General features: G+C 61.2%; 12 protein-coding genes and 1 pseudogene. 9 read left to right on the forward strand and 4 right to left on the reverse strand.

Annotated elements, in window-relative coordinates; genetic code table 11:
• Positions 1 to 12 precede the first annotated feature (12 nt).
• The 3 genes from ACA052_RS10020 to ACA052_RS10030 are packed head-to-tail and all read right to left on the reverse strand — an operon-like array spanning position 13 to position 4,162.
• The gene (locus tag ACA052_RS10020; RefSeq protein WP_497649511.1) at positions 13 to 474 is read right to left on the reverse strand and encodes a curlin; all 462 of its coding nucleotides are present in this window, start codon (positions 472 to 474) and stop codon (positions 13 to 15) included.
• 59 nt (positions 475 to 533) lie between these two features.
• The gene (locus ACA052_RS10025; protein ID WP_497649512.1) at positions 534 to 2,780 is read right to left on the reverse strand and encodes an Ig-like domain-containing protein; all 2,247 of its coding nucleotides are present in this window, start codon (positions 2,778 to 2,780) and stop codon (positions 534 to 536) included.
• A 35-nt stretch (positions 2,781 to 2,815) separates the two neighbouring features.
• Positions 2,816 to 4,162 carry a hypothetical protein gene (locus tag ACA052_RS10030; protein ID WP_497649513.1) on the reverse strand — a complete coding sequence of 449 codons (1,347 nt, stop codon included), beginning with the start codon at positions 4,160 to 4,162 and terminating at the stop codon, positions 2,816 to 2,818.
• A 281-nt stretch (positions 4,163 to 4,443) separates the two neighbouring features.
• Here ACA052_RS10030 and ACA052_RS10035 point away from each other — a divergent pair, with 281 nt between their 5' ends.
• The 5 genes from ACA052_RS10035 to ACA052_RS10055 all read left to right on the forward strand — a co-directional run bounded on the left by ACA052_RS10035 (position 4,444) and on the right by ACA052_RS10055 (position 12,906).
• Positions 4,444 to 5,892, forward strand: a complete 1,449-nt coding sequence (locus ACA052_RS10035; protein WP_497649514.1) for a sensor histidine kinase — start codon at positions 4,444 to 4,446, stop codon at positions 5,890 to 5,892.
• A gap of 187 nt (positions 5,893 to 6,079) precedes the next feature.
• A complete protein-coding gene (locus ACA052_RS10040; RefSeq protein WP_497649515.1) occupies positions 6,080 to 8,887 on the forward strand; it encodes a multicopper oxidase domain-containing protein in 2,808 nt (935 codons plus the stop codon).
• Positions 8,884 to 9,912: an SCO family protein gene (locus ACA052_RS10045; protein WP_497649516.1), complete on the forward strand. Its 1,029-nt coding sequence runs from the start codon at positions 8,884 to 8,886 to the stop codon at positions 9,910 to 9,912. Before ACA052_RS10040 ends, ACA052_RS10045 begins: the two co-directional genes overlap by 4 nt.
• 101 nt (positions 9,913 to 10,013) lie before the next feature.
• The gene (locus ACA052_RS10050; protein WP_497649517.1) at positions 10,014 to 11,507 is read left to right on the forward strand and encodes a sensor histidine kinase; all 1,494 of its coding nucleotides are present in this window, start codon (positions 10,014 to 10,016) and stop codon (positions 11,505 to 11,507) included.
• Positions 11,476 to 12,906: a sigma-54-dependent transcriptional regulator gene (locus ACA052_RS10055; RefSeq protein WP_497649518.1), complete on the forward strand. Its 1,431-nt coding sequence runs from the start codon at positions 11,476 to 11,478 to the stop codon at positions 12,904 to 12,906. Before ACA052_RS10050 ends, ACA052_RS10055 begins: the two co-directional genes overlap by 32 nt.
• A 3-nt stretch (positions 12,907 to 12,909) precedes the next feature.
• Here ACA052_RS10055 and ACA052_RS10060 read toward each other — a convergent pair whose 3' ends face one another.
• Complete coding sequence (locus ACA052_RS10060) at positions 12,910 to 13,296, reverse strand: hypothetical protein (RefSeq protein WP_497649519.1); 387 nt, start codon at positions 13,294 to 13,296, stop codon at positions 12,910 to 12,912.
• 155 nt (positions 13,297 to 13,451) lie between these two features.
• Here ACA052_RS10060 and ACA052_RS10065 point away from each other — a divergent pair.
• The 4 genes and pseudogenes from ACA052_RS10065 to ACA052_RS10080 all read left to right on the forward strand — a co-directional run.
• Positions 13,452 to 13,829: pseudogene (locus tag ACA052_RS10065) on the forward strand (SAM-dependent methyltransferase); the annotation flags it as partial.
• A 731-nt stretch (positions 13,830 to 14,560) separates the two neighbouring features.
• The gene (locus ACA052_RS10070) at positions 14,561 to 15,229 is read left to right on the forward strand and encodes an ABC transporter ATP-binding protein (RefSeq protein WP_497649520.1); all 669 of its coding nucleotides are present in this window, start codon (positions 14,561 to 14,563) and stop codon (positions 15,227 to 15,229) included.
• A gap of 1 nt (position 15,230) precedes the next feature.
• The gene (locus tag ACA052_RS10075) at positions 15,231 to 17,702 is read left to right on the forward strand and encodes an ABC transporter permease (protein WP_497650290.1); all 2,472 of its coding nucleotides are present in this window, start codon (positions 15,231 to 15,233) and stop codon (positions 17,700 to 17,702) included.
• Positions 17,692 to 18,759 carry a lipocalin-like domain-containing protein gene (locus ACA052_RS10080; RefSeq protein ID WP_497649521.1) on the forward strand — a complete coding sequence of 356 codons (1,068 nt, stop codon included), beginning with the start codon at positions 17,692 to 17,694 and terminating at the stop codon, positions 18,757 to 18,759. Before ACA052_RS10075 ends, ACA052_RS10080 begins: the two co-directional genes overlap by 11 nt.
• The last annotated feature ends 5 nt before the right edge of the window (positions 18,760 to 18,764 follow it).

The raw sequence follows: 18,764 nt of genomic DNA on the forward strand, positions 1-18,764 counted from the left end.
TGGTGCAGTGCTTTAGCGATATTGTTTGACCGAAACGCTCATGCCGTTTCCGGACTGGGTCACGGCGCTTGAAAGCCCCGAGCCGGCCTGGTCGATGCTGGCGTCGTTGTTATTGCCGTTCTGGGAAATCTGCGCGCGGTTGTGGCTGCCGGTCTGGGTGATCGACGCCTCGTTGCCCGAACCTTGCTGGTTGATCATTGCCATCAGGTCGCTGCCTTGTTGCAGGATGTAGGCTTCCTGATTGCTCCCCGACTGGACGATGGTGCCAAGCAGCGACTGCCCGTTCTGTTGCAGCAGCGCCACGTTGGCCTGGCCGTTCTGGTCGATCAGCGCGTGCTGACCCACCGGTGGCGGCAACTCACCGAGGTCGGTGCCGGGGCCCAGGTCGTCGTTCTCCATCAAATCGTCGGCGCGCACGCCTGCACTGCTGCAAAGCAGAAGCAGGCAGAGCAGGGTGGCGGTCGACGTTTTCATGGCGTTGTCCTATGCCAGGAGACCGGCCCCATCAACCCGGTGGCTGATGGGGCGAGGGCTCAGTTCGAGATCACCGACACCGTGCGCACGGTGCCTTGGGACGAGGTGATGGTGGCGGTCGGGTTCGCCGACGGGATCACCGTGGTGATGTTGTTCACCGTCAACCGCCAGCGACCGGTCACCGGCACCGTGGTGGTGCCCAGGGTTTGCAGCCCGGTCGGGGTGCTGACCTGTACGGTGATGGTGTTGCCGGTGATCACCGAAGAGGTGCCTGCAAAGTCCCAGGTGAAGCGGTTGTTGGAACGGGCCGACACCGTTGCCGTGGTCACCGTGAAGGTTTCCGCAGCAGGCCGTGGCGAGACTTGCACCGTGACCGTGGCCGGTGACGTCGACAGGGCGCCGAAGCTGTCCCGGGCGATGTAGGTGAAGGTCGTGGTGAACGCCGTCGTGACCGTGGCCGGTGGGGTGTAGGTGAGCACTGTGCCGTTGCTGCTGACGGTGCCGCGACCTGCCGGTGGTTGGGTGAAACTGTTGACTGCCAGCGGCACGTTGCCTTCCGGATCGGTGTCGTTGGCCAGCACGCTGATAGGAATCGCCACACCCAGGGTCGTGGCGGCGTCAGCGACGGCCACCGGAGGCTGGTTAGGCGCAACGGTAATGGTCACGGTTGCCGGAGCAGTCGAGGCCAGGCCTTTTACGTCTTGAGCCTTGTAGGTGAAGGTCGTGGTCAGCGGCGCATTGACCACGGCTGGCGGGGTGTAGACCACCGCTGTGGTGCCGCTCAATGCCACGGTGCCCTGGCCTGCGGCCGGTTGGGTCAGTGCGCTGATGCTCAGCGGAATGTTGCCGTCGGGGTCGCTATCGTTGGCCAGCAGATTGAGAGTGATCGGCACGCCGAAGCTGGTGCTGCCGGTGTCGGCAACCGAGATTGGCGCCTGATTCTCACCGCTATCCGGTGCAGTACCCACAATCACGACGGGCTCGGTATCACTGCCACCTGCAGCAGATTTGACCGTGACGGTTGCCGGTGGCTGATGCAGATCGGCAACGGTGATTTTTTGCAGGGTTCCGGATTTTGACAGACGCCCGTAACTCTGCGCGACCATGTCCGGCAACGCTACTTCGTCAGAGGAAGTAGCCTCGATCAGCAGGCTGTGATTGCTCCAGTTGTAGCGAGCCGTCTGGATTTTCACCACGTCGGTGAGTTTGCTCGACACCGCCGTAGGGCGGGTGGTGCCGGCCGGGTTGGTGGCGGTGAGCACCACGACCGCAGGCACGGGGCCGTTGAACAGACGCTGGCCGAAGTACAATCCGGTGCCGTCGCCGACCAGGTTGGTCAGACATGGCGTAGGCGGTGGGCCTGGTACAAGGGCGACGGTCTCGCGAAAGCACAACGTAGAGCCGCTGTCCGCTTTGCCGAAGACTTCGACCCGGGTGCTGGTACCGGTGCCAGAGGTGGTGCGGCGGTAGGTTGCACGGCTGAGGTCGACATGGGTTTGCGCGCGATTGTCGAGGACTTTGCCGGCGACTGTGAACAGGCTGGTCTCGATCGTTCCGGCCGGTCCCTGGATACGCACGAAGTTGGTGTTGTTCGGGCTGCCGAGGACTTGTTCGGTGAGGTTCGGGTCGCCGACGAAGGTTTCGATCGCGCCGGTGTCCGGGTTCACTTCGGTGTAGGGGCCGTTGATGCTGCGCAGGAATGGCCCGATAGCCCCGTTCAATGCCCCGCTAAAGACTCCTGGCGTACCGACTCCGATGTCTCGGGTGATGTTGATGGCGCGACGACCTGGGGTGGTGACATTCACCGTTTCCACGCCATACGGGTGCGTGATGGTGTAGGTCCCGGCGACGGGCACGTTTATCCGCATCCGAATCCGCGCGAAGCTGATTTGATCGCCATCGAGCGGATTCCCGCCGGCAAAGGCTGCTTCTATCCCGGCCACGTAGGCGTCCATTCCATAGCCGGCGGCGTTGTTGGGAATGGTGGTCTCGGCGAGGAACCAGAAGGATTCGTCTGGCCAGTTATCCGGGAACACCATCGGCAAGGTGTCGTCGAAAATGCCCGGCGCCGGCAGCAGGGTACACATGTAGGCCGGTGGCGTAGCCGCCGGCACCCGCGAACTGGCGGCGCGTGACTGGCACAGTTCCATCGACAGCAGATTGTTGTCCTGATACCAGATCGGGAATTTCCCCGAGGCAAAGGTATAAGGGCCGGGGTCGACGGCGGCGAGTTGCGCGAACGCGCTGCCGGACAGCGATAGAGTCAGTCCCAGGGCGTTGAGCGCCAGGCGTGGCCAATTGTTCATGATGCCTCCTGATGAGGATCTGGGCATGTGAGCGTTCATTGCACGATGACCACTTCTTCGGTGTCGCTGCCGCCATTGGATGACGTCACCCGAACCTTGGCCGGTGGAATCGGCGAGATGCCGGTGGCCAGGGATTTCACTGCGCCATCGCCACTGAGGGCGCCGATGGCGACACCGGTGCCAGAGGTGGCGGTGAGCACCGGTGGCGACGTTTCGTCACTGGTCGAGGCCACGACCGTTATTTGACCGGTGCTGAGGCTGTACTCGGCGCGAGAAATCACCACCAGGTCGGTCAGCGACAAGGGCAACGTCGTCGGCGTGCTGCCGGCAATGGCCAGGTGGTTGTCGGCGGTCACTTGCAACGTGCTCGGCAAGCTCGGGTTGGTCGAGGACTGTGCGTACCAGTTGCCGGTGGTATCGGCCTCGGACAGGTTCAACACCGGGTTGTTGCTGTCCAGGGTCACCTTGGCCGGTGGCGGCGGGGCGAGGACGAATACGTCTTGCTGGGCCACCGGTGCGCTTGCACCGGCTTTACGCGAATAGGTGCTGCGCTGGGCGATCATCGGTGTCGGCCGGACCACCGTCGACAACTTGCCGGAGATGGCCATCACCGTCGTGCGCAAATCGAGCCCGTTGGGTCCTTCAATGCGGATGTAGTTGGTATTGAAAGGGCTGCCGGTGAAGGCTTCCGACAGGTTCGGGTCGCCGACGAACTGGTCGGCTGAGCCCGTGACCGGATTGGTCTCGGTGTAGGGACCATTGACGCTGCGCAGGAACGGGCCAATGTCGCCTTTGAGCGCGCCGTCGTAGGTTTTCGACACGCCGATACCGATATCCCGGGTCATGTTGATCGCCCGACGCCCGGGGGTGTCGACGTTGAAGACATCGACGCCGTAGGGGTGGGTAATGACGTAGGTACCGGCGGTGGGAACATCGACACGAATACGGATACGGGCGAAGCTGATCTGGTCGCCTTCGACTGGGTCGCCACCACTGAAGGCGGCCTCAATGGCGCTGACATAGGTCAGGTCGACGCCCCGCGCCGCGTCGACGATGGTGCCGTCCCCAGTGAACCAGAATGCCTCATCGGGGAAGTTGGTCGGGAAGACGACGGGTTGTGTATCGTCGAAAATTCCGGGAGCCGGCAACAAGTTACACATGTAGGTCGGTGCGCCAGGGGCGCTAGGGACTCGCGAGCTGACGGCCTTGGACATGCACAGGTCGAGGGTTCGACCATGGGTGTCCTGATACCAGGCAGCGAATGAACCATTGGCCGGCAGGTAGGGGCCGGGGTCGACAGCAAACAGCGCTGCCTGTGCAACGCTTTGGGCCAGAGCGGTCACGACCAGCACGGTCGCGGTTTTGGACAGTAAAGGGTGCATGAGTTAATCCCTCTATCAGAGAACCTGTCCCGTGGGGATGGGTCAGTTGAGAGGGATTTGGCAACTTCCATACCAACCGCCGAAAACTGCCGGGAGAGGCCCGGAACGACGGCGTGTGACGCGCAATCGCGGGCCTACCGTCGATCCAGGGAGCGGGCACCAGTCCCCATCATTGGGGGTGGATGGGGGGACCGGGGGAGGTGGGGGGGACGAGACCCAAGTGCGGGCAAACGGCCATTAGTGGGCTATAACCCTATAGGGAAAACTCGGGAACAACGCCGATGGACATGCCTATCCAATCATTCCGCTCCGAGCAGGGCGATATCCGCCTGAGCTCGCGCAAACAGCCGTTCAATCTGCTGCGCTGGTTCTCGCTCATCAGCATGGCGGTGATCGGCACGGTGGCGGTGGCGTTGGGGGCGGTGTCCACGCGGTTTGTGATTACTGAAAGCGTGCAGCGCGATGCGTTGTTGACGTCGCAGTTCATTCAGGCGATTGCCTCGGCCGAGGTTCGCCATGTGTCGATTCCTAACGTGCGGACCATGGGCGAATTGCTCGACCCGCGCAAAGACAAGGACTTCCCCGACGTCGATCCGATGGCCCGGGCCGCCGCCCGAGGCGAATTCCTCGACCATATCGCCCACTTGCCGGACGTGATCCTGGCCAACATCTATGCCCCCGATCGCATGGTCATCTGGTCGACCAACCCGGCGTTGATGGGCACCACGATTCACGCTGACGAAGACCTGGACAATGCCTTCAATTTCAAGATCCCGGTGTCGGCCAGTTATCACGATGTGGACACGGCGCGCATGGAGCAGAAGTTCATTGTTCCCCCGCAATACATCTTCATCGAAAACTACATTCCGCTGTTCGATGCCGACGGCGATACCGTGGCGGCGATGGTCGAGATCTACAAGGAACCCGCGGACCTGATCGACCGCATGGAGCGCGGCCTGGTGCTGATCTGGCTGGCCACGGCCCTGGGTGGCGGGCTGATTTACCTGGGGCTTTACTGGATCGTGCGCCGGGCGGCGATTTTGCTGGCGGAGCAACAAAAGCAACTGATCACCAACGAAACCTTTGTCGCCCTGGGTGAGATGTCCTCGGCGGTGGCCCACAGTTTGCGTAATCCTCTGGCGACGATCCGTTCCAGCGCCGAGCTGGCCCTGGAGTTCGACAGCGGCTCGGCGCACAAGAACATCAAGGACATCATCGGCCAGGTGGATCGCATGTCGAAGTGGGTGCGCGAGCTGCTGCAATCCTTGCGCCCGCTCAACGACGAAGCTGAACCGGTGAACCTGGTGGCGGCGCTGCATGACAGCCTGATGGCCTTCGAGCAGCAAATCACCAAGGCCCGCGTGCAGGTGGTGTTCAATCCCACGCAGACACCCATGGTCCTGAGCCAGCACGTGCAACTGACGCAGATCCTCAACAGTCTGCTGGCCAATGCCTTGGAAGCCATGGACAGCGGCGGCACGCTGAACATCACGCTGGAACTGACCGACTCGCACGGTATCTGTGTTGAGCTCAGAGATACCGGCAAAGGCATGACCGAAGAACAACGCAGCATGGCCTTTCGGCCGTTCTACACCACCAAGCAAGGTGGGCTCGGTGTCGGGCTGGTGCTGGTGAAGCGAATCATGGAGCGTTTTGGCGGTTCAGTGAGCCTGGGCAGCCGCGAAGGCGAGGGCACGTGGGTCCGTCTGTGTTTCAAGCTGATCCCCTGAACATGGGTGTGAACTTTCCCCGGTAGCGGGTGCCATTCCCCAGTGGTTTTTTCAGGTTATGGCACATTGATGTTGATAAGCCATTGTTTTGCTGGGTATTAATACTTTCGTATAAATCAGTTACAAATTTGGCGAGGTCCTTGCAAAACCACCAGTACCCCCTTCATAAATTTCGAGGCGGCTGGTGATGGACAGAAAAGCGCGGTACCCCTTCAAATGGTTCGGCCTGATGACGCCATTGAGCGTCCTTCTGACAATGACGCTGGGCACAGCAACACTGCGTGCCAGCCCCATCGATGACGAACGACAGCCCGAACCGTCCGACCCTTCGGCTTATTACGACGAACCGGCTGACAAAGCGGGGGCGTTGAATGCCATCTTGACCATGCCTGACGCTAACGAAGATTCCTTCGACTTGCCCGATGGCATCAAAGGCAGCCGCGACGACACGCGTAAAGAAAACGTGCTGCCACCGACGGTGCAGACCAGTTTCAATTACCCCACCAATGGCAAGCCGAGCCCGTTGTTTGGCGCTCAGCCGTTCACCCAGCAGCTGGTGCTGTTCGAGGAGTTCGGACCGGAAAAACTCGACCCCACCACACCGGCGGCGCTTTTGCCTTTTCCGCCGGCCGCCATTGGCCCGTTGCCACAACAGGACCCCACCAGCGCGGCGCGCAGTGCGCCACCGAGTGCGGCGCTTGATGCGTTCATGCGCCAACCGGGGCTGACGCCGTTCCCCAGCCAGTTCTCCAACGTGGTGGACCGCAACCCGTGGCAATCGCAGATCGAGTACTTCCTCAACCGGCATATTGGTTCGTCGGCGGAAGGTCGTCCGCCAGGAAAGGGTTGGTCGCATCAGCGCTGGAACGAGTTCTACCCGCAAGTGGCCTACAAAACCGTGCAAACCGGGGCGAGGCTCAACAGCGGTTGGCGTGACAGCCACCAAATGCACGGCTATGCCGTGGGTGAGTTTGGCCCTGGTGGTCTCTATCACAACGTCGCCGGTGTGCCAGCAACGGACGGCACTTCCAAAGGCGTCGATGCGCGCTTCCATCCGAACATGCCAGTGCAGAATCACAACTCGGTCTGGACCTTCGACGGTACCTTGCCGCCTAAATTGCTGATGGTGCGTTACGGCCAGCCGGTGTTGATGCGTCATTACAACGGCCTGCCGATCGACCCGTCGGCCAACATGGGTTTTGGCCTGCACACCATCAGTACCCACGAACACAACGGTCACGCACCGGCGGAAAGCGACGGCTATGCCAACGCGTTTTTCTTCCCCGGGCAGTATTACGACTATCGCTGGCCGATCCAGTTGGCCGGTTACGACAGCATCAATACCGACGCCCATGATCCGCGCGCTGCATTTCCCTGCTCGCCGGGTGAAACCCTGTGGACCAACGACCTCAGCCCGAGCCGTAAAACCTGCGAAAACGGCACGATCAAAATCCGTGGCGACTGGCGCGAAACCATGAGCACTCACTGGTTCCACGACCACATGCTCGATTTCACCGCGCAGAACGTCTACAAGGGCAACGCGGCGATGATGAACTACTACAGCGCCCTCGACCGTGGCAACGAGTCGGTGAACGACGGCGTCAACCTGCGTTTCCCCAGCGGCAGTGCCTTGCCGTGGGGTAACCGCGACTACGACGTCAACCTGGTGTTTGCCGACAAGGCCTGGGATCAGGCCGGTCAGCTGTGGTTCAACCCGTTCAACACCGACGGCTTCCTCGGTGACCAGGTAATGGTTAACTGGCAATGGAAGCCGACCCTGGACGTGCGTGCCCGCAGCTATCGGTTCCGCATGCTCAACGGTTCGGTCTCGCGTTACTACAAGTGGGCGCTCGTGCGTGAAATCAAAGGCACCAGTGGCGAGTTCCAGGGGCCGAAAAACTCCGGTGTGTCCTATGCCCGCGTGCCGTTTCACATGATTGCCAACGACGGCAACATCATGGAACACAGCGTGCCCTTCGACGGCACCATGGACCTCGACGCTGACGGCGACAAACAGAACCACAACGCAATCCTGCCGACCCAGGGGATTGCCGAGCGCTTCGACATCATCGTCAACTTCGCGAAAAACGGGATCAAGCCGGGGGACAAGGTCTTCTTCGTCAACCTGCTGGCCCACGACGATGGCAAAGGCCCCAAAGAACCCATCTCCCTGGCCGACGTGCTGTCCGAGAAATACCTGGCAGTGATCAAGCAATCGAGCAAGGGGCCGCAGTGGGACAAGGGCGACCCGGCGGTGGGCAAAGTCTTGCAGCTCAATGTCAAGGCCTACACCGGCCAGGACCTGGCCATGGACCCGGCAGCCTACGAACCGGCCAAGCCTGGCAAGGCCGAAGGCCTGGTGATGATCCCGCTGAAAATCCATCGCGACAATGCCGCCGACAAGGCGCTGCTGTCTCAGGCACGTCACCGCACCTTCACCTTCGGCCGTTCCGACGGTACGGATGAAGCACCGTGGACAGTCAAGACCGATGGCGGCTTCGGCTTCCACATGGACCCGCGTCGCTTGAACACCGCGACCCATCTGGCCAACGGTCCAACCGATGCCGGGACCACCGGTTTCGGTACCCTGGAAGTGTGGAACATCAAGCTCGGCGGCAAAGGCTGGAGCCACCCGGTGCATGTGCACTTTGAGGAGGGGATCATCCTCAGTCGCGGCGGCAAGGCGCCACCGGAATGGGAAAAATGGGCGCGTAAGGACGTGTACCGCATCGGTTCGGAAAACGATGGCCTGGACAGCGTCGAGATGGCGATCAACTTCCGCGAATTCGCCGGGACGTACATGGAGCACTGTCACAACACTCAGCATGAGGACAACTCGATGCTGCTGCGCTGGGACATTGAGAAGCCCGGGCAATTCCAGTTGATGCCGACACCGTTGCCGAGCTGGGATGGCGTGCGCTACGTCAACTCCGCCGCGCTGCCAACCTTCCGCACTGGCGATGGCATGGGCCCACAAGTGACGGTGAAAAAATGAACCGCAGGGGAGCCGACATGACACCGCATACGCCGCGCTCCCGCGCCCTGGGCATGCACCTGATTCTGGTCCTGTTCACCTGTCTGCTGGCCAGTCAGGTGCTGCTGGCCCATGAAGGTGTACTGGCGCCGACGGAGTCGGCGACACCCTGGGGCGGCGACTATTTCCCCAACACCCTGCTGACCGATCAGGACGGGCAGCAGGTGCATTTCTTCGATGACTTGATCAAGAACAAGGTGGTGGTGATCAATTTCATATTTACTTCGTGCAGTGACTCCTGCCCGCTGGAAACCGCGCGCTTGCGCCAGGTGCAGAAGTTGTTGGGGGATCGGGTCGGCAAGGACATCTTTTTCTACTCGATCAGCATCGATCCGCTGAGCGATACACCCGAAGTGCTTAAGGCTTACGCACAACGCTTCAAGGTCGGGCCGGGCTGGAAGTTTCTGACGGGCGAATTTGCCGACGTCACCGACCTGCGAAAAAAACTCGGGCTGTTCATCGAAGGCGTCGACAACGGGCGCAGCAAAGACCACAACCTGAGCCTGATCGTCGGCAACCAGGAAACCGGCCGCTGGATGAAAGCGTCACCGTTCGAAAACCCGTGGATTCTGGCCGATCAGTTGGCCAATACCTTGCAGAACTGGAAACAGCCCAGTGTTGAAGAAAGCTACGCCAATGCGCCCGAGATCCGGCCGCCCAGCAATGGCGAGGAACTGTTCCGCACCCGTTGTGCGTCGTGTCACAGCCTCGGTCCGCAGGATGGGCAGGGCATCGGTATGCGCAGTATCGGCCCGGACCTGATCGGCGTGACCCGCCAGCGTAATCCGGCCTGGCTCAGCCGCTGGATCCGTGAGCCGGACCGCATGCTCGCGGAAAAAGACCCGGTCGCCGTGGAATTGTACGAACGCTTCGAAAAAATCCCGATGCCCAACCTGCGCCTGGATGAAAACGCCGCGCAGGCGATCATCGGTTTCTTGCAGGAAGAGACGGATCGCCAGCAAACGCTGGCGGCGCAGGCACCATAGCGGCGAAATACCATCAATGGGCAGTCGGACACGATCAATGCCACCTACACTGATCTGAAACCCGGCTGAAAAGGCTAGTTGCAAGCATTCAGGAAGATGCCATGCCGATACTAGAACAACAAAAAATACCTGCGCCGCAGACGCCGACAGCAGACCGCAAGGACTGGCATCAACAGTTTAATCTGCTGCGCTGGTTTTCCCTGGGCAGCTTTTTGATCATTGCCGCTGTCGCGCTGGGCCTGGGTTACATCTCTACGCGTTTCGTGGTGGAAGAGAGCATTGAGCGCGACTCGATCCTGACCGCGCAGTTTGTCCAGGCCATTGGCGCCGCCGAATTGCGCCACGCGGGGATTACCTCGAACCGGACCATGGGCGAGCTGCTCGATCCGCGCGAGAATAATGTCTGGCCTGACGTTGACCCCATTGCCCAGGCGGCTGCCCGGGCCGAATTTCTCGATCATGTGGAACACCTCCCGGACATTCTGCTCGCCACCGTGTATGCCCTGGACCGGACCGTGATCTGGTCGACCAACCCGGAACTGGTCGGCATGCGCATTGAAGACGACGATGAGCTGGACGAATCGTTTGAAATGAAGGAAGCGGTGTCCACCAGTTATCACAAGATCGATGACGAGCGCCCCGAGCAACGTTTGCTGCGTGAGCCCAAATACCTGTTCATCGAGAACTACATCCCGATGTTCAATGCCGACAAAAGCAAAGTGATTGCCATGGTCGAGATCTACAAGGAGCCGATCGATCTGGTGGAGCGCATCCAGCGTGGCTTCAAGTCGATCTGGCTGGCGACCTTGATGGGCGGCGCCGCGATTTACCTGGGACTGTTCTGGATTGTGCGACGCGCCTCGATGTTGCTGCAGAGCCAGCAGCATCAACTGGTCACCAACGAGACCTTCGTCGCTCTCGGGGAAATGTCCTCGGCCGTGGCCCACAGCCTGCGCAATCCGCTGGCGAACATTCGTTCCAGTGCCGAGCTGGCCCAGGAAATTGCCAGCCAGGGCGCGCAGAAGAATATCGGCGACATCATCAACCAGGTCGATCGCATGTCGCGCTGGGTCCGTGAATTGCTGGTGTCCTTGCGACCGATGAATGACGACCATGAAACGGTGGACCTGGTGTTGTCCATCGACGACACCCTGAGCGCCTTCGAGCCATTGATCAAGCGCTCGAACGTTGAAGTGCGCTTCACACCGCGCAGTGTTCCACCGGTCGTCAGCCAACAGGTGCTGCTGACGCAGATTCTCAATAGCCTGTTTGCCAACGCCCTGGAAGCCATGCCCAAGGGCGGCGTGTTGAGTGTCGACATCGAATCGCCAGCGCCCGGCCATTTATCCATGATCCTGACCGATACCGGCAAGGGCATGAACAAACAGCAGCAGCAAATGGTCTTCAAGCCGTTTTTCACCACCAAACAAGGAGGGTTGGGCGTGGGCCTGGCCCTGGTCAAAAGAATAATGGAACGCTTCCAGGGCTCGGTCGAACTGACCAGCCAGGAGCAGGAAGGAACCCGCGTGTGTCTCAATTTCAAAGTGGCAACGGGAGGGGAATATGGAGCACAGCATACTGCTGGTCGAGGATGATGAACTCCTGGCCGAGAATATTCAGACCTACCTGGAGCGCAAAGACTTCGAGGTGACAGTCTGCCACTCGGCCGAGGATGCGCTGGAGCAGTTGAGAACGTTCGCGCCTGACGTGGTGCTGACGGACAACTCCCTGCCGGGGATGAGCGGTCACGACCTGATCCAGAAGCTGCGCATCAGCGCGCCGGACCTGAAAGTGATCATGATGACCGGTTACGGCAACGTCGAAGACGCCGTGGTGGCGATGAAAGAAGGCGCCTTCCACTACGTCACCAAACCGGTGGCCTTGCCGGAACTCAAGCTGTTGCTGGACAAGGCCCTGGCCACCGACCGGATGGAACGCACACTGTCGTTCTATCAGGAACGCGAAGCGCAGAAATCAGGGGTGCAGGCATTGATCGGCGAATCGGCTCCCATGCAGTATCTGAAAAGCACCATCGGCCAGTTGCTCGACGCCGAGCGGCGGATGGCCAACACTGATCTGCCCCCGGTGCTGGTGGAAGGCGAGACCGGCACCGGCAAGGAACTGGTGGCCCGGGCGCTGCACTTCGACGGCCCGCGCGCCAAAGGTCCGTTCATTGAATTCAACTGCGCGTCGATTCCTTCCAATCTGGTGGAGTCGGAACTGTTCGGCCACGAGAAGGGTGCCTTCACCGACGCCAAGGACCGCCGCGTCGGGCTGGTGGAAGCGGCCGATGGCGGCACGCTGTTTCTCGATGAAGTGGGCGAGATGGACCTGTTGCTGCAAGCCAAGCTGCTGAAGCTGCTGGAAGACCGGACCATTCGCCGGGTCGGTTCGGTGAAAGAGCGCAAAGTCGATTTGCGGGTGATCAGCGCCACCAACTGCAACCTGGAACAAATGGTCCAGCAGGGCAAGTTCCGTCGTGACCTGTTCTTCCGGTTGCGCATCATCTCCATCAAAGTGCCGCGCCTGTATGCCCGTGGCGAAGACATCCTGCTGCTGGCCCGACACTTTTTGGCGATCCATGGCAAACGCTATGGCAAACCGAACCTGCATTTCAGCGACCATGCCGAAGAATTGATGCTCAGTTACAGCTGGCCGGGCAACGTGCGGGAATTGCGCAACATGCTGGAACAAACGGTATTGCTGGCGCAAACCGACTCCATTGCGGCGCATCAATTGAACGTGTGCCTGAGCCTGGTGGATGAGCCACCGGTGTTTCACCAGGAACCCCAACACAACGAGCCGCGTCCGCTGTACAACGGCACCGAGTCGATGAACCTGCCGGAAGTCGAGCGCGACATGGTGCGCAAGATGCTCGACAAGACCGACTGGAACGTCACCAAGTCCGCTCGGCTGCTGGGCTTGAGCCGCGACATGCTGCGTTACCGGATCGAAAAACTCGGCCTGGCACGCCCGGACAAACGCCAGTGGTAGGCCTTATTGCATCAACGGCCCCTGGCGACTGAGGCACTCGAGCACGCACGTCGGGTCGAGGACTTCTTCGTTGACGTAGACACCGTGCACCTCGTCATAGGTGCGGATGAATACCCGAACCGAGGCGTCCGCGATCGTCGGTAACCGCGAGTCGTGGAAGTCATGCTGGCTGGCAATCGGGATGAAATCCTGAGGGGCTGTCGGGATGTACGACCCCGGCGGCACGGTGCTCAGGGACGGTGGTGCAGGGTGGGCGAACGGTTGGTCCGCCCCGTAATAATTGAATTCGCTGCTGGAGCGGTCGGTCTGCATCGGGCTGTCGTCCGCTTGGGCACAGGCGGTGGCAGTCAGGCAGAGGGCAAACAACAGCGTCAGATCGGTGTTTTTCATGACAGCACCTACGAAATCGGTTTTTGCGCGTTTCCCCAAGGTCATTAACTATAGCTGCCGTAGGAGCACGCATTCGCGATGCCTGAATTACAAGATTCCAACAAAGGCCAAATGGGTTTTTCCAGGACCCTGATCTAGACTCGTGCCGGTCAATCATCGCCGAGTTCTTCCGCCACGCGACGCAAACCCTCAAGCCCGGCGGCGCGCTGGTGGTGTACGAAACCCATCCCTTCCTGGAAATGTTCGACCCCGAGTCAATCGATCCTTACCGTCTGGCCAGTTCGTATCGCAGCGAGCCCTTCGTGCAGGACCAGCCGATCGTCTACGAAGGCAAGGTCGACCAGCAGGCCTCAGCGTCCTACTGGTTCGTCCACACCCTGGGCGCGATGTTCACCGGCGCCATTGACGCCGGATTGCAGATCAGCCACTTCAAGGAGTACCCGCATTCCAACCGCGAGGCGCTTTATGATCTGTATGAACAGAAGAAAGCGCAGCTGCCGTTGTGTTTTACGTTGGTGGGGGTGAAGCGCTGACGTATGCAATGCTCCTGCTGACGCCTTCGCGAGCAGGCTCGTTCCCACAGTAATTTCGGCTGCCCACAGATTTTGCATCCACCACTAACCCTGTGGGAGCCGGGCTTGCCCGCGATGGCGGAGTGTCAGGCGACATTGAAGTTGGATGTGCCGGCCTCTTCGCGGGCAAGCCCGCTCCCACAGGGATTTCGGTTGCTCACAGATTTTGCATACACCCGCTAATCCTGTGGGAGCGAGCCTGCTCGCGATGGCGGTGTGTCGGGCGACATGGATACTGAGTGTGCCGGCCTCTTCGCGGGCAAGCCCGCTCCCACAGTCATTTCGGTTGTTCACAGACTTTGCATACACCCGCTAATCCTGTGGGAGCGGGCTTGCTCGCGAAGGCGGTGTGTCAGGCGACATGGATATTGGATGTGCCGGCCTCTTCGCGGGCAAGCCCGCTCCCACAGGGATTTCGGTTGCTCACAGATTTCGCGTACACCCGCTAACCCTGTGGGAGCGGGCTTGCTCGCGAAGGCGGTGTGTCGGGCGCGCCATCGCGGGCAAGCCCGCACAGGCCAGCAGGCCATGAGGGCTCAAAGTGAAACGAGGCATGGCGTCTCCGTTTTTTATGGTTATGGTTAGACCAGCCTCGAGGTAAGGGCGGTGGTCGGGCGGGGCCGCAATCGCCATCGGACAAATAACATGCAAGGCCGCTATCCTTGCCCCATGTTCATCGAACGGATTTGCCCATGCTTGAGGTTCGCGACGTCTTCAAAAGCTACGCCACTGCGCAGGGCCCGCTGCCGGTGCTGCAAGGTGTCGACCTGACGTTGAAACCCGGTGGCAGCCTGGCGCTGATGGGCGAGTCCGGCAGTGGCAAAAGCACCTTGCTGCACCTGATCGCCGGGCTGGACAAGGTCGATCGCGGCAGCATCCGCAGTGGCGAACATCGGCTGGAGCAGATGAACGAAGGGCAATTGGCGAATTGGCGACGCACCGAAATCGGCCTGGTGTTCCAGCAGTTCAACCTGATCGGCAGTTTGCGGGTCGAGGATAACCTGGCGTTTCAGGCGCGGCTGGCGGGGCGGCATGATCCGCGTTGGCAGGCGCATCTGGTGCAGCGCCTGGGGCTGGGGGATTTGCTGCGGCGTTATCCAGAGCAACTGTCCGGCGGCCAACAGCAGCGGGTGGCGCTGGGCCGCGCACTGGCGTCGCAACCGAAACTGCTGTTGGCGGATGAACCCACCGGCAGTCTCGATGAGTCGACCAGCGACGAGGTGTTGAAGTTGTTGCTGGAGCTGCTCGACGACAGTCCGACGACCTTGCTGATGGTCACCCACAGCTCGAAAGTGGCCGCGCGACTGGCAGACAGCGTGGTGCTCCACGGTGGCCGCCTGGCTGGCGCGGACGAGCGCTGAAGTGCGGGTGTTTCGCGAAACATTGCGTGCGCTGCTCAGCCATTGGCGGCAGCACCCGGTGCAGTTTTTCAGTGTGCTGACCGGACTGTGGCTCGCCACCAGCCTGTTGACCGGTGTCCAGGCGCTGAACAGCCATGCGCGGGAAAGCTATGCCCGCGCCAGTCAGTTGATCGGCGGCGAACCCCAGGCCAGCCTCAGTACACCCAATGGCGGGACCTTCTCTCAGCAAGTGTTTGTCGACCTGCGCCGTGCCGGCTGGCCGGTGTCGCCGGTGCTGCAAGGTCGGCTGACGCTCAAGGGTCATGAAGACCAGCGCGTGCAGCTGATGGGTATCGAACCGGTGTCGTTGCCGGCGGGGTCCGCCGTGGCTGGACAGACGTTGCCGATCGAGCAGGTCGTCGATTTTTTCAGCCAGCCGGGCCGTACCTGGATTTCGCCGCAGACCCTGCAGGCACTCGGACTGCAGGTGGGCGATCGACCGCTGAGTGCGGGCGGTCAGGCATTGCCGCCGCTGCAGGCCCAGGCCGACATGGCCCCCGGTGTGTTGCTGGTGGACATCGGTTTTGCCCAGCAGATTCTCGGGTTGCCGGATCAGCTGTCGCGTCTGCTGTTGCCCAGGGATTTCACCGCGCCTTTGCCTGATCAATTCAAGGGCCAGCTTCAGCTCAAGACCAGCGGCGAAGAAAACAACCTGTCGCGCCTGACCGAAAGCTTTCACCTGAACCTGGATGCCTTGGGGTTCCTGTCATTTGTGGTTGGCCTGTTTATCGTTCACGCGGCGATTGGCCTGGCGCTCGAACAACGCCGTGGCTTGCTCAGGACCTTGCGCGCCTGCGGGGTCGGTGCGCGGATGCTGATTGCCTGCCTCACTGTGGAACTGGGTGCCTTGGCGTTGATCGGTGGACTCGTCGGCGTTGCCAGCGGCTACCTGCTGGCCAGCGTGCTATTGCCGGACGTCGCCGCCAGTTTGCGCGGGTTGTACGGCGCCGAAGTGCCGGGGCAATTGAGCCTCAGTCCACTGTGGTGGCTCAGCGGTGTCGGTTTGGGTTTGCTCGGCGCATTGCTCGCCGGTGCCAACAGTCTGCTGCGGGCGGCACGCCTGCCATTGCTGGCCCTGGCCGATCCGCAAGCCTGGCATCAAGCGCATGCCCGCTGGTTGCGGCGCCAGGGTTGGGTGGCGGCGCTGGCGGCGGTGATCGCTCTGATCGCGTTGATCGGCGGCGACAGCCTGGCCAGCGGCTTTGTGCTGATGGCCGCGCTGTTGCTTGGCGCCGCATTGGCGCTGCCGGTGGTATTGAGTCTGGTGCTGAACCTGGTGCTGAGCCGCAGTCGTTCGGTCCTGGGGCAATGGTTTCTCGCCGACTGCCGCCAGCAATTGCCGGCCCTGAGCCTGGCGCTGATGGCGCTGTTGCTGGCACTGGCGGCCAACATCGGTGCTGGCAGCATGACCGCCGGCTTTCGCCAGACCTTCAGCGACTGGCTCGAACAACGCCTGACCGCCGAGCTCTACCTCAATCCACAAAACCCGGCCCAGGCCAGAGAACTTCACGCCTGGCTCAAACAGCAGTCGCAACTGACGGCGGTGCTGCCCAACTGGCAGGTGTCGATCCAGCTGCAAGGCTGGCCAGCGGAGGTGTTTGGCGTGATCGATCACCCGACCTACCGCCAGCATTGGCCGTTGTTGGAAGCTGTGGGTGACAACCCGTGGGACCTCTTGGCCAAGGACGATGCGCTGATGCTCAGCGAACAACTGGCCCGGCGCCTGAAGGTGCGCCTCGGCGACCACCTGACGATCCCCACGCCAAGCGGTGCCTGGTCGCCGCGGATTGTCGGGATCTACGCCGATTACGGCAATCCCAAGGGCCACCTGCTGGTCAACGTCAACCACTTGCTGCGCGGCTGGCCGCAGCTGACGCCAAACCGTTTCAACCTGCGCATCGACCCGGCGTCGATCCCGGCGTTCCTCAAAAACCTGCAAGCTCGCTTCGCGCTGGACGACAGCCGCATCGTCGATCAGGCCCGGCTCAAAGGCTGGTCCACCCAAGTGTTCGAACGCACGTTTGCCGCCACTGCGGCGTTGAACAGCCTGACGCTCGCCGTCGCGGGCGTGGCGTTGTTCATCAGCCTGCTGACCCAAAGCCAGAGCCGACTCGGACAACTCGCACCGTTGTGGGCATTGGGGGTGACGCGTCGGCAACTGATGCTGCTCAACCTTGGGCAAACCTGGTTATTGGCCGTATTGACGCTGGTGCTCGCGTTGCCGTTGGGCATGGCCTTGGCCTGGTGCCTGGACGCGGTGATCAACGTTCAGGCGTTTGGCTGGAGGCTGCCGTTACGGGTGTTCCCGATGCAGCTGTTGCAGTTGATGGGGCTGGCGCTGCTGGCGACATTGCTCGCCTCGGCGTGGCCACTTTACTCGCTGTACCGCACGCAACCGGCCGACCTGCTGAGGACGTTTGCGCATGAGGATTAAGCTCGGCTTTTTACTGTTGGCTTTATTGATGAATGGGTGCGATAAACCGGCGCCTGCCGAGAAAGGCTTCGCCGGCCTCGGTGCACAAGCCGCCACTTTTACCCCCGTCGTGCCGGGTCGAGTATTCAGCTTCCCTGAGGATCACGGTGCTCACGACGGCTTTCGCATCGAGTGGTGGTACGTCACCGCCAACCTCAAAGACGATCAGGGCCGTGAGTTTGGCGTGCAATGGACGTTGTTTCGCAGCACCTTGAAAGTCGCTCCCGAGGTGGCCGGTTGGGCTAACCAGACAATTTGGCTGGGGCACGCGGCGGTGACATCGGCGACGGTGCATCATGCCGCTGAACGCTATGCCCGTGGCGGGATCGGGCAGGCCGGGGTCAGCGTGCAACCCTTCAGTGCATGGATCGACGATTGGCGGTTCAGCAGCCGGGATTCTGCTGATTTGGCTGATCTTCAACTCAGCGCACGCGACAAGGCATTCAGCTACCAATTGCGCCTCACGTCCACGCGCCCGCCGGTGCTGCAGGGCGAGAATGGGTACAGCCGCAAATCCGAACAGGGCCAGGCGTCGTATTACTACAGCCAGCCGTTTTTCCAGGCCAGCGGCACCCTGGAAATCGACGGCCAAACCTATCAGGTCAACGGCCCGGCCTGGCTCGATCGCGAATGGAGCAGCCAGCCACTGACCGCCAATCAGACCGGCTGGGACTGGTTTTCCCTGCACCTGGACAGCGGCGAACACGTCATGCTCTATCGCATGCGGCAGAAAAACGGCGAGCCTTATCTGACCGGCACCTGGATCGACGCTCAGGGCCAGACGCAATTACTGCACGCCGCCGACATCAGCCTCACACCGCAAGACACCGCGACAGTCGCCGGCCGTTCGATGCCCGTGCGCTGGTCGGTCAAAATCCCCGGCAAACACCTCGACATCACCCTGGATGCCCTCAACCCCAATGCCTGGATGGATTTGCGCATCCCCTATTGGGAAGGCCCCGTGCGCCTGAGCGGCAGTCACGCGGGGCAGGGCTATCTGGAAATGACCGGCTATTAAGATCA

The organism is Pseudomonas sp. LBUM1644, from assembly GCF_059716195.1.

Excerpts from the sequence above, each read along its gene's own strand:
- ACA052_RS10080 (WP_497649521.1), top strand. The coding sequence starts at position 17,692 with ATGAGGATTAAGCTCGGCTTTTTACTGTTGGCTTTATTGATGAATGGG.
- ACA052_RS10055 (WP_497649518.1), top strand. The coding sequence starts at position 11,476 with ATGGAGCACAGCATACTGCTGGTCGAGGATGATGAACTCCTGGCCGAG.
- ACA052_RS10020 (WP_497649511.1), bottom strand. The coding sequence starts at position 474 with ATGAAAACGTCGACCGCCACCCTGCTCTGCCTGCTTCTGCTTTGCAGC.
- ACA052_RS10030 (WP_497649513.1), bottom strand. The coding sequence starts at position 4,162 with ATGCACCCTTTACTGTCCAAAACCGCGACCGTGCTGGTCGTGACCGCT.
- ACA052_RS10025 (WP_497649512.1), bottom strand. The coding sequence starts at position 2,780 with ATGAACAATTGGCCACGCCTGGCGCTCAACGCCCTGGGACTGACTCTA.
- ACA052_RS10070 (WP_497649520.1), top strand. The coding sequence starts at position 14,561 with ATGCTTGAGGTTCGCGACGTCTTCAAAAGCTACGCCACTGCGCAGGGC.
- ACA052_RS10060 (WP_497649519.1), bottom strand. The coding sequence starts at position 13,296 with ATGAAAAACACCGATCTGACGCTGTTGTTTGCCCTCTGCCTGACTGCC.
- ACA052_RS10050 (WP_497649517.1), top strand. The coding sequence starts at position 10,014 with ATGCCGATACTAGAACAACAAAAAATACCTGCGCCGCAGACGCCGACA.
- ACA052_RS10045 (WP_497649516.1), top strand. The coding sequence starts at position 8,884 with ATGAACCGCAGGGGAGCCGACATGACACCGCATACGCCGCGCTCCCGC.
- ACA052_RS10040 (WP_497649515.1), top strand. The coding sequence starts at position 6,080 with ATGGACAGAAAAGCGCGGTACCCCTTCAAATGGTTCGGCCTGATGACG.
- ACA052_RS10035 (WP_497649514.1), top strand. The coding sequence starts at position 4,444 with ATGGACATGCCTATCCAATCATTCCGCTCCGAGCAGGGCGATATCCGC.